This window comes from Citreicella sp. C3M06, assembly GCF_018860705.1.
In the GTDB taxonomy this organism is placed as follows: domain Bacteria; phylum Pseudomonadota; class Alphaproteobacteria; order Rhodobacterales; family Rhodobacteraceae; genus Salipiger.
Genome location: NZ_JAHKQA010000047.1, coordinates 69,072 through 81,856, shown reverse-complemented (window position 1 = coordinate 81,856; position 12,785 = coordinate 69,072). Strand labels below are relative to the sequence as shown.

The following is a 12,785-nucleotide window of genomic DNA, read 5'->3' as shown; positions in this document are numbered from 1 at the left end:
CCCTGTCAAAACCGCCTCCCTCCTCCCTCATGAAACGCAGAGAGATCCGCAGATGAACGACCTCAGCTCTCCGATCACCGCTTCCCATGCCATCACGCTTGGCGAAAAGGGGCTCGACATCACCCTGCCCGACGGCAAGGCGCATTACTTCAACTACTACTGGCTGCGCGACAACTGCCCCAGCTCGTTCAGCCCGGTGACGCGCGAGCGCAGCTTCGACATCTTCCACCTCGAGACGGCACCGCGCGCTGCCTCCGCCGTGGTCGAGGGCGAGGCGCTGGTCATCGCATGGGACGGCGAAGACCACGTCACCCGGATGCCGCTCTCCTGGCTTGAAACCTATGCCAATGGCGGCACCCGCAAGGACCCGGCCGACCTGTCGCGCACCCCGTGGTTCGGCGATCATTACCCGTCGGTGCCGCGCTTCTCGCAGCCCGAGCTGGTCGCCAGCAACGAGACCCGCGCCAAGTGGATCGAGGCGATGCTGGTGCACGGGTTCACCATCGTCACCGACATGCCCGACAGCGACGAAGGCCTAACCCAGACCGCCGAGCTGATGGGCTTTGTGCGCCCGACCTTCTTTGGCACCTATTTCGATGTGAAAACCCACATCAACCCGACCAACACCGCCTATACCGCTGGCGCGCTGGAGCTGCACACCGACACCCCCGCCGAGGAATTCGCGCCGGGCATCCAGTTCCTGCATTGCCGCGCCAACACCGTGCAGGGCGGCGAGAGCCTCTATGCCGATGGCGTCGCCGTGGCCAATGATTTCCGCAAGCGCGACCCCGAAGGCTTCAAGCTGCTGTCCGAGATCGCCATCCCCTTCTTTTGCGAGCATGACACCTATGACGCGCGCTCGCGGCAATACGTGATCGAGCTTGACCAGTATGGCGAAGTGTCCGGCCTGACCATCAGCCAGCACATGGCGGATATCTTCGACCTCGACCAGAAGCTGCTGGATGATTACTACCCGGCCTTCTGCCGCTTTGGCCGGATGCTGCAGGAAGACAAGTACATGATGCGCTTCCTGATGAAGGGCGGCGAATGCATGGTGTTCGACAACCACCGCATCGTGCATGGCCGCGCCGCCTATACCGCGACCAGCGGTGATCGCTACCTGCGCGGCTGCTATGTCGACCGTTCGGAAATGCGCTCGACCTATCGCGCGCTGGTCAGCGAAGGGCGGTTCAAGGCATGAACGCCCCGGTAACCCCCACCAACACCGAGGCGCAGCTGCGCGCCGAGCTGGCAGATGCGTTTCGCATCTGCCACATGCTCGGCTGGTCCGAGAGCGTCGGCAACCATTTCAGCGCTGCTGTGTCGGCGGATGGGCAGCAATTCCTGCTGAACGCGAAATGGCAGCATTTCGACACCATCGCGCCCGCGGATCTGCTGCTGCTCGACAGCCGCAACGAAGCCACCCCCGAGGGCGTCGATGCCTCGGCTTGGTGCGTGCATGGCACCTTGCACCGCCGCCTGCCCGAGGCGCGCGTGGCGCTGCACGCCCATTCGCCCTATGCCACGGCGCTGGCCTGCCTTGCCGATCCCACCATCGTGCCGATCGACAACAACACCGCGCGCTTTTACGGGCGCACCGCCTATGACCTGTCCTTCGGCGGCATTGCCGATGCCACCGAAGAGGGCGAGCGGATTGCCGATGCCATCGGCGACAAATCCGTGCTGGTGATGGGCAACCACGGCGTCACCATCGTGGGTGAGACCGTCGCCGATGCGTTCGAGGATCTGTATTTCTTCGAAAAGGCGGCGCAGACGCTGATCCTTGCCCGCTCCACCGGGGCGCCGCTGGCGGTGCTGTCCGATGCGGTGGCGCAGAACACCGCCGATGGCTGGCGCCCCTACCGGGGCATGGCGGCAAAGCATTTCGCCTATCTGCGCAGCAAGCTGCCAGCGCTGACCTGAGCTTCGCGGCGGCCCCTTTCGGGGGGCCGCTGGCTTGCGCCTATTCCTGCCCGATGAACATGCGATTCTTGGCTGCGGTGATATGGGCGCGCATTGCCGCCTCGGCCTGCACTGGCTGCTCTGCCCGGATCGCCTCGATCACCGCGCGATGCTCGGCCAGAACCCGTTCCTGCCGCTGCGGCGCATCGAGCATGGTCAGCGAGCGCGACAGCTCCACCCCGAAGGCGATCTGCTGGCGCAGCGATTCCAGCGTCGAGACAAAGAACAGGTTGTGCGTCGCCCGCGCCACCGCAAGGTGAAAGCGCTGGTCGGCGTCGATGCCGGGCTGCTTGTCGTTGTAGGTGGTTTCCAGCGCCTGAAACGCCTGCTCGATCTGAACGAGGTCGTCGTCGGTGCGCCGCCGCGCCGCCCATCCGGCAGCCGCCCCCTCGACGTCGATGCGAAATTCATAACAGCGCTGGATGTCGGTGATCGAGCCAAGCGGCACAAAGCTGACCACCTTGCTGTCGGGGCGGCGGATGACATAGCTGCCAGAGCCGCGCCGCGACTGGATCATGCCATCGCTGCGCAGCCTTGCCAGCGCCGCCCGCACCACCGGGCGCGAGACGCCGAATTCGTGGCGCAGGGCCTCTTCGTTGGGCAGGCGGCTGTGCAGCTCGTAGGTTTCGTCGGTGATCCGCGCCAAGAGCTGATCGTAGACTTGGTCGGCCAGCGATGGTTTCCCGGCGTCGGTCACCGTTTCCTCCTGTTTGGCGGGGTCAGATCGCGACACCCGCCGCGCGATAGATGTCTTCCATAAGCCGCAACGTCTTCAGATTGTCCAGCCGATCGGTCTGGAACGCCCGTCCGCTGCGCAGCCCTTCGGTGAAATCCGTCACAGCGCCGGTGAAACAGGCCTGATAATTCGCGGCAAGGTCATGCAGCGACACGTCATCGGGGCTCGACAGCAGCGTGATGCGGTCGCGATCATAGATCAGCGTATCGGTTTCGCCCAGCAATTCCAGCCGGTCCGCTGGCAGCGGCGGATGACCGGGCGCGGCAATATCGGCATCGATGACCACCAGCGCCCCGTCGTCCGAGCGCAGCTGGATCAGCGCCACGTCCTCGCCCTTGAGCGTGGGGTTCATCCGGTCGAGCGTGGCGCTTTCGACGCGCATCTCTCCGAGAATGGCGCGCAGCGCATCCAGATGGTGGATCAGCACCTCGAACACCAGCAGGCGGCGGAAATCGGCAAGATAGGGCTGACGGCCCAGCAGGAACGGCTGCTTGCCCGGATAGTCCAGCACCGCCGAGGCCCGCACCGTCAGGCGGGCGTGGCGCAACCGGCCCACCTGCCCCGCAGCCATGCGCTGCGCCAGTTCGGCGTAATGCGGGCGAAAGCGGTAATTCTCGTGGATCATGAATCGCACCCGCTCGCCGACATCGCCAATCAGCGCCTCGGCCTCGGCCACCGTCGGGGTCATCGGCTTCTGGCACATCACATGCACGCCGCGATCCGCCGCCAGCCGCACCAGCGGCGCGTGACTGCCGACCGGGGTGATGATGTCGACCGCATCGGGGCGGGTGGCGTCCAGCATCTGCACCATGTCGGTGAACACCTCGGGGATGCCGAAGGCCTCCGCCTGCTGCTCTGCCTTGCTCTGGTCGGGATCGCAGATCGCCACGATCTCGACGCCTTGCTGCGCCTGCCACCCCTTGAGGTGAAACTGGCTGATCGCCCCCGCACCCGTGATTGCAACCTTGAGCCTGTCGTAGCCCATTGCCGGACCTCCCCTGAACCGTTCTTTCAGCGAGTACTAGAATACTAGTCTTGACATATCAAGGCGACATGTGACACATCCTTACAAATATCGCCGAACGGAGAGTCTCCAGCCGGCGGTGTGCGACGCCTGTCGCAGCCGAGGGGGAGCTTTGGCTGCGGCGGTATGAAACTGGCCGGACCGCGCGAGGACACAGAGCGGGCCGTCCAATTTGCCCAAGCCGGGCACGTGATCCATGGGAGGATGACATGACAGATTCTTATAATACCTCGCGCCGGGGCTTTCTGGCTGGTGCCGCATCGGTTTCGGCGCTTGGCCTGATGGCCGGTCCGGCCTTGGCCGCGGATTACCCGACGCGCCCGGTCACGATGATCGTGCCTTGGGGTGCGGGCGGCGGCACCGATGCCACCGGACGGATGATCTCGGCGCTGCTCGAGCGGCGCCTTGGCCAGCCGATCACCGTGGTCAACCGCACTGGCGGCGCTGGCGTCATCGGTCACTCGGCCATCGCCACCGCTCCGGCGGATGGCTACAACCTTGGCGTTGTCACGGTCGAGATCGCGATGATGCATCACCTCGGCCTGACCCAGCTGACCCACGAAGATTACACGCCGCTTGGCCTGATGAACGCCGACAGCCCGGCGATCACCGTATCGTCGAACAGCGACTATCAGGACATCGAAAGCCTGACCGAAGCCGTGGTGAATTCCGAGCCGGGCACGTTCAAGGCATCGGGCACCTCGCAGGGCGGCATCTGGCACCTTGCGCTGGTGGGCTGGCTGCAATCGCTCGGGCTTGATGGCAACCACGTGATCTGGGTGCCCTCCGAAGGCTCGGCCCCGGCGATGCAGGATCTGATCGCGGGCGGCATCGACATCGTGACCGTGTCTCTGGGCGAGACCAAGGCGATGGTCGACGCTGGCCGCGCCGTCAACGTCGCGCTGATGGGCTCCGAGCGCGCCTCGAGCCACCCGGATGTGCCGACGCTGATCGAAACCGGCGCCGCCGATTTCGCCCTTGCCACATGGCGCGGCATCTGCGGCCCCAAGGACATGCCGCAAGAGGCCGCCGACGCGGTATCCTCTGCGCTGGCCGAGATCGTGGTCGACCCCGAATTCGTCGAATTCATGAACGGGCGCGGCTTCAACATCTCTTATCTCGACCCGGCGGCACACGCCCAGATGATGGCCGACGCCGACGCGCAGATGGGCGAGACCATGGCCGCCGCCGGCCTGATCAAGCAGCCCGGCTGATCGCCATCCAATGCAGCGCGATCGGGCCCCGCGGCCCGGTCGCCCGTTCTGAATGACCCCGGGGGGACTCCATGAAACTTTCCGACGCTCTGCTGGGCGGCTTTTTCGTCCTGCTCGGGATCGCGGTGCTGTGGCTGGCGTCGCAGTTTCCGTCCTTTCAGGGCCAGCCTTACGGCGCGGCGCTTTTGCCGTCGATCCTTGCGGTGGGCTTCATCCTGTGCGGCGCCATCATGATGCTGCGCGAGCTGCGGTTGCGGCGCAGCGCGGCTGGCGGCGCGGGGCCGGCGTTCGCCTTGGTTCCCGACCTGCGCGAGGGCGGTGCCCCGGCGCTGTTTGCCGTGCTCGGCAACATTCTGGCACAGATCTGGCTGTCTCCGATGCTGGGCTTCCTGCCGGTGTCGGTGATCGGGCTAAGCGTGTTGTTTCTGGTGCTGCGCCTGTCCGCCATCAAGGCGCTGTTGCTCGCTCTGGCGACAACGGTGGTCTGCTGGTGGCTGTTTGTCGACCTTCTGCGCGTGCCCTTGCCGCGCGGCTTTCTGGACGGGGTGCTGTAAATGCCCGGACTCGATATTCTTTCGCAAGCCTTCCTTCTGGTGATGTCACCCGAAGTTCTGCTGACCGCGCTGCTGGCCGGAGCCTTCGGCATGTTCGTGGGCGCCATGCCCGGGCTGACCGCCACCATGGCCACGGCGCTGCTGGTGCCGCTGACCTTCTTCATGGATCCGATCCCGGCGCTGGCGGCCATCGTCTCGGCCAGCAGCATGGCGATCTTTGCCGGTGACATCCCCGGCGCACTGCTGCGCATTCCCGGCACACCGGCCTCTGCCGCCTATGTCGAGGACAGCTACCGGCTGACCATGCGCGGCAAGATGAACGAGGCGCTTGGGACCAACCTCATAGTGTCCTGCATCGGCGGGCTGATCGGCATCGCGGTGCTGGTGGTCGCGGCACCGATGCTGGCCGAATTCGCCCTGCGCTTCACCTCTTACGAATATTTCTGGCTGGCGACGCTGGGCCTGTCCTGCGCCATCTTCGTGGCCTCGAGCGATCCGCTGAAAGCGGCCGTCGCGCTGCTGCTGGGGCTGACGCTGGCGACGGTGGGGCTTGACCCGACCACCGGCGTGCCGCGCTTTACCTTCGGGATGACCGACCTGCTGGCCGGGATCGAATTCATCCCCGCGATGATCGGGCTGTTTGCGCTGGCCGAGGTCATGCGCGGCGTCATCCGCCTGCATGGCCGCGCGGCACCGACCGAGATGCGCGTCACGCCCGGCCCGCTGTTCAAGGGCGTCGGCGGCATCATCCGCCGCCATCCCACCAACGTCATGCGCGGCTCGCTGATGGGCGTGCTGATCGGGGCGCTTCCGGGCGCTGGCGCCGATATCGCCGCATGGATGTCCTATGCGGTGTCAAAGAAATTCTCCAAGACCCCCGAGAAATACGGCACCGGCCATGTCGAAGGGCTGGTCGATGCCTCTGCCGGCAACAATGCCGCCATCGGTGGCTCGTGGATCCCGGCGCTGGTGTTCGGCATCCCCGGCGACAGCGTCACCGCCATCGTCATCGGCGTGCTCTACATGAAGGGCATGAACCCCGGCCCGACGGTGTTCCTGCAGAACCCGCAGCTGATCTACGCGGTGTTCATGATCTTCGTGCTGACCACGCTGATGATGGTGCCGCTGGGCTGGGGCGCGGTGAAAGTGGCCAAGCAGACCCTGCGCGTGCCCTCGCGCGTGCTGCTGCCCATCGTCATGAGCCTGTGCATCGTCGGCGCCTTTGCAATGACCAACTCGGTGTTCGGCATCGTCATCATGCTGGGCATGGGCATCACCGGCTGGATCCTTGAGGAAAACGGCGTGCCGGTCGCGCCGATCATCCTCGGGCTGGTGCTTGGGCCGATGTTCGAGCGCATGTTCATGACCTCGATGATCAAGTCCAACGGCGATCTGCTCGCCTTCTTCGAGCGGCCCATCGCGGCCACCCTCGGGGTCTGCGTGCTGCTGCTCTGGGCGGTCTCGATCTACAAGGCGGTGCGCCAGCGCCGCAAACCCGCCACGCCGCCCGTCAATCAGACGCACTGACCCCGTAACCCTTACCCCCCTATCGAAGGATGGACCCCAAAATGAAAGACCAGGCAGACTACATCCTGTCCGATGAAACGCGGGACAAGCTGATGAAGGTCTCGACCGCCTCGGTTGCGACCGCCCTTTACAAGCGCGGCCTGCGCAACCAGTTCGTGCAAGGCGTGGTGCCGGTAGAGCGCAAGCCGGTCACCATGGTGGGGCAGGCCTTCACCCTGCGCTACATCCCGGCGCGCGAAGACCGCAACCCGATCACCGCCTTCCGCAGCCGCGAGCACAAGCAGCGCGTGGCCATCGAAACCTGCCCGCCGGGGCATGTGCTGGTGATGGATGCGCGCAAGGACAGCCGCGCCGCCACTGCCGGGTCGATCCTGATCACCCGCCTTGCCAAGCGCGGCGCTGCTGGCGTGGTGTCCGATGGCGGGGTGCGTGATGCCGCTGGCATCGGCGCGCTGGACATGCCGGCCTATTTCGCCTGCCCGTCTGCGCCCACCAACCTGACGCTGCACGAGGCGATCGACATCAACGTGCCGATCTCCTGCGGCGATGCGCCGGTGTTTCCGGGCGATGTGATGCTGGGCGATGGCGACGGCGTGATGGTGATCCCGGCGGATCTTGCCGACGAGATCGCCGAGGAATGCACCGGCATGGAATCCTTCGAGGATTTCGTGCTCGAGCAAGTCGAGGGCGGGGCCGGGATCATCGGCCTTTACCCCGCGACCGACGAAGAAAACCTGACCAAATACGCCGAATGGCGTGAGCGAACGGGACGCTGAACATGACCTATCACTTCCACGGATCCCACCTGATTGCCGGCGAGCGCGTGACCTCGGACACGACCTTCTCCTCGTCGCCGGCCACCGGCATGGGCGCGGCCTTCTCCTCTGGCAGCCCCGATCTGGTCGCGCGCGCCTGCGCCGCTGCCCATGCCGCCTTTGAAGGCTTTGCCGCCACCAGCCGCGAGCGGCGCGCCGTGCTGCTTGAAACCATCGCCGATCAGATCGATGCGCGCGGCGATGCCATCACCGCCGTCGGCAGTTCGGAAACCGGCCTGCCCGAGGCCCGCCTTGTGGGCGAGCGTGGCCGCACCACCGGCCAGCTGCGCCTGTTCGCGGCGCATATCCGCGACGGCGCCTATCTGGATCGTCGCTTCGATGCGGCGCTGCCCGACCGTGCACCGCTGCCGCGCCCCGACCTGCGCATGATGCAGCGCCCGATCGGCCCGGTCGCGGTGTTTGGCGCGTCGAACTTCCCGCTGGCCTTCTCGGTGGCCGGGGGCGACACCGCCGCCGCGCTGGCCGCAGGCTGCCCGGTGGTGGTCAAGGGCCATGGCGCGCATCCCGGCACTGGCGAGATCGTCGCCGATGCCGTCACCGCCGCCATTGCCGAGCTTGGCATGGATGCGGGCATCTTCAGCCTCGTGCAGGGCGGCAACCGCGCTGTCGGCGAAGCGCTGGTGCAAGACCCGCGCATCAAGGCGGTTGGTTTCACCGGCAGCCTCGGCGGGGGTCGCGCGCTTTTCAATCTGTGCGCCGCCCGCCCCGAGCCGATCCCATTCTACGGCGAGCTTGGCAGCGTCAACCCGATGTTCGTGCTGCCGCAGGCGGCCAGCGCCCGCGGCGCCGACATCGGCAAGGCATGGGCCGGATCGCTGACCATGGGCGCGGGGCAGTTCTGCACCAACCCCGGCATTGCCGTAATCATCGACGGCCCCGAGGCCGATGCGTTCCGCGACGCGGCCGTTGCCGCGCTCAAAGCCACCGCGCCGCAGACCATGCTCACCGACAACATGGCGTCGTTCTTTGACGATGGCGCCGCCCGCGTTGCGGCCAGCGCCGGGGTGACCACGCTGCTCAGCAAGCCCTGCGAAGGCCGGGCCGCGCTGCCGCAGCTGTTCGAGGTCTCGGCAGAGGCATGGCTGGCGGATCATGCGCTCGCCGAAGAGGTCTTTGGCCCGCTTGGCCTGATCGTGCGCGTCAAGGATGCGGCGCAGATGGACGAGATCGCCCGCAGCTTTGTCGGCCAGCTGACCGCGACGCTGCAACTGGACGATGGCGACACCGAGCTTGGCCGCACCCTGCTGCCGGTGCTTGAAAAGATGGCGGGACGGGTGCTGGCCAATGGCTACCCCACCGGCGTCGAAGTGTCTGATACCATGGTGCATGGCGGCCCCTACCCGGCCTCGACCAACTTTGGCGCCACATCGGTCGGCACCCTGTCGATCCGGCGCTTCCTGCGCCCGGTGTGCTACCAGAACATCCCTGCGGCGCTGCTGCCCGAGGATCTGCGCTAAAGGCGACGCCCCGGCATCGCTCTGATCTCAGGCCCGGCGTCCCCCCAAGGTGGCGCCGGGCCTTTTTGCAAGCCCTGTGCCAAAAGCGCCTTCGCCCTGGCGCTGGCGCAACACCGAGCCTTCTGACGTCTGGATTTCATCAGACCTTGTGGCTATGAGACGCTATCAGGAGAGCTAAATGGCAGATATGACCAAGACTTGGGACCGGCGCACCGGCGTCGATATCGTCACCAGCCATCTATATGAAGAGATTGTCTCCCTGCGGTTGCTGCCCGGCAGCAAGATCTCCGAAGCCGAGATCGCGACCCGTTTCGGCGTGTCGCGCCAGCCGGTGCGCGACGCTTTCACCCGCCTTGCCAACATGGATCTTCTGCTGATCCGGCCGCAAAAGGCGACCGAGGTCAAACGCTTTTCGAACCGCACCATCGAAAAAGCCCGTTTCGTGCGGGCCACGATCGAGGCCGAGGTGCTGCGCCGCGCCGCAACCCATTGCGACAGCGCCGGAGCCGCAGCGCTTGACGCGGCGATCACGGCGCAAAAAGCGCTGATGGAGAACGCGGATTTCGACGCATTCGGACAGATGGATTACGACTTTCACAGGCTGCTGTGCGAAATTGCCGGCACGGAATATGCCTTCGACGTGATCCGGAGCGAGAAATCGAAACTCGACCGGCTGTGCATGCTGGCATTGTCCAAAGAGCGCGGCATGCCGCTTCTGATCGAGGATCACGCGGCGATCGCCCGTCACGTCATCGCCCATGACCCCGATGCGGCGGTCGCGGCCGGCAAGCTGCACCTGTCGCGGCTCGATTCGACCATCGCGGCGATCCGCGAGAAGAACAGCGCCTATTTCGATCCGGATGAAGAGCCACAGGCACCGGCCCGGCCCCTGTAACATTGCCGGAGCGCTGAGCCCCCTTCCGGAGGGGGCATCGCGGCCTGCCTGTGCAGGTTTGCTCTGATCGCAATCGGCGCCCGCGAATCCCGGCGCGCCGGTCTGCGGAGCGGCATCATGGCGGCGCGCGAAACCAGCCGGTCAAGCGGCCCTCTCCTCTGGCGAAGAGGGCCACAAGGACGTTCGTTGTTGGCGGATCAGCCTTTGCTGGGGGCGCCTCCCGCCGGGGCCCCTTCCGGGGCGCAGGCTGCCGGAGCCTTGGAATCCGGCGCCTTGCAGGTGCCGCTCATGGATTTGCCATCCTTGCCGGAAACCTTGCAGGATGCGCCGTTGCTCTTGCCCGAACAGGCATCGATGGCCTCTTTGGGCGGGCGGGCTGGCTTTTCGCCCGACTGGGCGAGCTGCACCCAGCTGTCAGAGGCATCGGCCCGGGCCTCGCTCACCGGCAGCGCCGTCAGGCTGGCCGCCGCAAGGGCAATGATTGCAAAGAGGCGCGCGGGGCGGACAGGGTTCTGACTCATCGGATGGGACTCCACGTTATGATGCGGCACCAGACGGTGCCCTGCCCGCCAGTCGCACCATCCGGTGCAGCCGGTTTGCAGGAAATGTGAAGACAGGATGCAGGTTAGCCCCGGCGCGCAGCGATGCTCAGGCCGGGCCGCGCCACAGCCCCGCCCGCGCGCCTTCGGTCAGCGCCAGCACCGTGTGATATTGCAGCCGCGACAGCGCCTCAGGCCAGATCACCCCGCCCTGCTGGTCGAGCTGGTTCACGTAATGGCAGCGCCCGGCAAAGAAGCTGCGGAACATCCGCCCCGCCAGCGCTCGCGCCCGATCCGCCTGCACCGGGTCCTGTGCCCGCACGGCGCAGGACTTGATCGCCTCGGTCTGCGGCCAGAGCAGGAAACGATCTTCGCGCCACGTCTCATCCGCCGACACCGCGTCAAAGACGGCACCGGCCATCGGCCCGCTGCTTTCATATCCGACACGATCGGCAAAACTCAGCAGCCGCGCCGCGATCTGCCGCGAGGCCGGATCGCCGCCAAGATCGGCCTCGCGCAGCAGCAGCCACGCCCATTCGCATTGATGGCCGATCTCGCGCCGCTCTGCCTCGGGCGAGGGCAGCGGCGACAGGTCGGGCGCGATGAATTCGGCAATCGTGCCGGTCTCATCGTCGAAGAAATACTCCAGCCCCTTGGCGCGCATCCGCCCCGCGCGGCGCAGCCAGTCCGGCGCGCCGGTCATCTCGAAGGCCTGAAGGCAGGCCTCGAACAGGTGCATATGCGGGTTTTGCGCGCGCGGCGGCGCATCCGGCGCCGCTGGATCGCTCAGCGCATCATGTTCCAGCATCAGCCCCGTGGCCGGATCGGTGAGCACGGTTTCAACCGCGCGCCAGCAGGCCTCGAGCTCGCCCGACACATCCTCTTTCGACAGCCGCCCCCATGTGGCCAGCCCAAGGATCACGAAGCTCAGATCGTAGCTGCGCATCACCTCATCGGCGGGATCGCCGGTGGGCGCCTCGGTTTCGCTGCGGGCAAGGCAATAAAGACCGGGCGCCTTGCGCAAGGCCGCCACGGCGTCGCGGGCGATCTGCGCCGCGCCGTGCCAGCGCGGCGCCCCACTTTGCAGGGCAATGTGGGAAAAGGCGAACAACAGCCGGGCCTGCGCCAGAATGGTGCGCCGCCGCGGGTTGGTCGGCGCGCCGCGCTCGTCGAGCACATCGTGAAAGCCGATGGCCCCCGGCGCGCGGGCCGCTTCGACCCAGGCCGGAAGCGCCTCGCACCAGTACCAGTCGACCCATGCGGCCGGGTCTGCATCGGCGGGCAGGGTCTGGGGCGCAACGGCCCCGAGCGTCAGATCATGTGTCATTCGGTCTTCAATGCCTCGATATCGTCGAAACTGTTGGGATAGCTCTGCACGATGGTCGGCAGATCCTGATTGAATTGGCGCAGATGGCGCCGCATCGCCGCATCGGCGGCGTCGGCGTCGCCTGCCGCGATGGCATCGACAATGGCGCTGTGCTGCGCCACCAGAATATCCGGCGCGAATTCGCGGGCGGTCATGTGGCGCACCCGGTTCAGCTGCACGTTCAGCGCCTCGAGATAGGTCGAGACATCCGGCGCCCCGGCGGCCTGCGCCAGCGCCCGGTGAAACGCCTCGTCCAGCATCATGAATTCCGCCGGCCTGCCGGTTGATGCAATGTCTTGCTGGCGGGCGATGTGATCGCGCAGCTCGGCCTCGATCTCGGGGGTGCGGCGCGCCACGACGGCGCGCACGAGGTCTGCCTCGACCGCCTCGCGGATCAGCCGCGAGGTCAGCGCCGCCGCCACCGAGATCTTGCGCACGAAAGTGCCGCGCTGGGGGCGAATCTCCAGCAACCCCTCGGCGGCGAGACGGATGAAGGCTTCGCGCACGGGTTGGCGCGACACGTCGTAGATTGCCGCGACCTCGGTTTCAGACAGCCGCTGCCCCGGCGCCAGCGCCCCGCGCACGATCCGCTCGCGCAGCCGCCCGTAAACCTGCGGGGAAACGGCGCCTTCGGCGGTTTGGATCATCGGAATGCCGGGCATCATGCCGCGTCCT

At 66.4% G+C, this 12,785-nt stretch carries 13 protein-coding genes; 8 read left to right on the top strand and 5 right to left on the bottom strand.

Translation table 11 applies throughout. From position 1 onward, the window contains the following. Window positions 1-52 precede the first annotated feature (52 nt). Window positions 53-1,201: a TauD/TfdA family dioxygenase gene (locus tag KO516_RS10680; protein ID WP_216003776.1), complete on the top strand. Its 1,149-nt coding sequence runs from the start codon at window positions 53-55 to the stop codon at window positions 1,199-1,201. Beyond that, window positions 1,198-1,923, top strand: coding sequence for a class II aldolase/adducin family protein (locus tag KO516_RS10675; protein ID WP_216003775.1), 726 nt, complete (start codon window positions 1,198-1,200; stop codon window positions 1,921-1,923). The genes KO516_RS10680 and KO516_RS10675 overlap by 4 nt, the downstream gene beginning before the upstream one ends. Before the next feature lie 40 nt (window positions 1,924-1,963). Here KO516_RS10675 and KO516_RS10670 read toward each other — a convergent pair whose 3' ends face one another. Further along, complete coding sequence (locus KO516_RS10670) at window positions 1,964-2,659, bottom strand: FadR/GntR family transcriptional regulator (RefSeq protein ID WP_216003774.1); 696 nt, start codon at window positions 2,657-2,659, stop codon at window positions 1,964-1,966. A 22-nt stretch (window positions 2,660-2,681) separates the two neighbouring features. Next, entirely contained in the window at window positions 2,682-3,683 is a 1,002-nt protein-coding gene (locus tag KO516_RS10665; protein ID WP_216003773.1) for a Gfo/Idh/MocA family protein, read from the bottom strand. A 248-nt stretch (window positions 3,684-3,931) separates the two neighbouring features. On the opposite strand from KO516_RS10665, the gene KO516_RS10660 reads away from it, so the two are divergent. The 6 genes from KO516_RS10660 (at window position 3,932) to KO516_RS10635 (ending at window position 10,205) form a co-directional block, all read left to right on the top strand. Next, window positions 3,932-4,936: a tripartite tricarboxylate transporter substrate binding protein gene (locus KO516_RS10660; RefSeq protein ID WP_216003772.1), complete on the top strand. Its 1,005-nt coding sequence runs from the start codon at window positions 3,932-3,934 to the stop codon at window positions 4,934-4,936. A 71-nt stretch (window positions 4,937-5,007) separates the two neighbouring features. Next, the gene (locus tag KO516_RS10655) at window positions 5,008-5,490 is read left to right on the top strand and encodes a tripartite tricarboxylate transporter TctB family protein (RefSeq protein ID WP_216003771.1); all 483 of its coding nucleotides are present in this window, start codon (window positions 5,008-5,010) and stop codon (window positions 5,488-5,490) included. Further along, window positions 5,491-7,017 (top strand): tripartite tricarboxylate transporter permease, encoded by a 1,527-nt coding sequence (locus KO516_RS10650; protein ID WP_216003770.1) that lies wholly within the window; start codon window positions 5,491-5,493, stop codon window positions 7,015-7,017. A 41-nt stretch (window positions 7,018-7,058) separates the two neighbouring features. Then, window positions 7,059-7,793, top strand: coding sequence for a ribonuclease activity regulator RraA (locus KO516_RS10645; protein ID WP_216003769.1), 735 nt, complete (start codon window positions 7,059-7,061; stop codon window positions 7,791-7,793). 2 nt (window positions 7,794-7,795) lie between these two features. Then, entirely contained in the window at window positions 7,796-9,310 is a 1,515-nt protein-coding gene (locus tag KO516_RS10640) for an aldehyde dehydrogenase (NADP(+)) (RefSeq protein WP_216003768.1), read from the top strand. A gap of 178 nt (window positions 9,311-9,488) precedes the next feature. Beyond that, the gene (locus tag KO516_RS10635; RefSeq protein WP_216003767.1) at window positions 9,489-10,205 is read left to right on the top strand and encodes a GntR family transcriptional regulator; all 717 of its coding nucleotides are present in this window, start codon (window positions 9,489-9,491) and stop codon (window positions 10,203-10,205) included. Between the two features lie 197 nt (window positions 10,206-10,402). Here the strand turns inward: KO516_RS10635 and KO516_RS10630 are convergent, their stop codons facing one another. From KO516_RS10630 to KO516_RS10620, 3 genes are all read right to left on the bottom strand, one after another. Continuing rightward, the gene (locus KO516_RS10630) at window positions 10,403-10,726 is read right to left on the bottom strand and encodes a hypothetical protein (RefSeq protein ID WP_216003766.1); all 324 of its coding nucleotides are present in this window, start codon (window positions 10,724-10,726) and stop codon (window positions 10,403-10,405) included. Window positions 10,727-10,853: 127 nt separating this feature from the next. Continuing rightward, window positions 10,854-12,071, bottom strand: coding sequence for an AGE family epimerase/isomerase (locus tag KO516_RS10625; protein ID WP_216003765.1), 1,218 nt, complete (start codon window positions 12,069-12,071; stop codon window positions 10,854-10,856). Beyond that, entirely contained in the window at window positions 12,068-12,775 is a 708-nt protein-coding gene (locus KO516_RS10620) for a GntR family transcriptional regulator (RefSeq protein WP_252737528.1), read from the bottom strand. The genes KO516_RS10625 and KO516_RS10620 overlap by 4 nt, the downstream gene beginning before the upstream one ends. Between the last annotated feature and the right edge of the window lie 10 nt (window positions 12,776-12,785).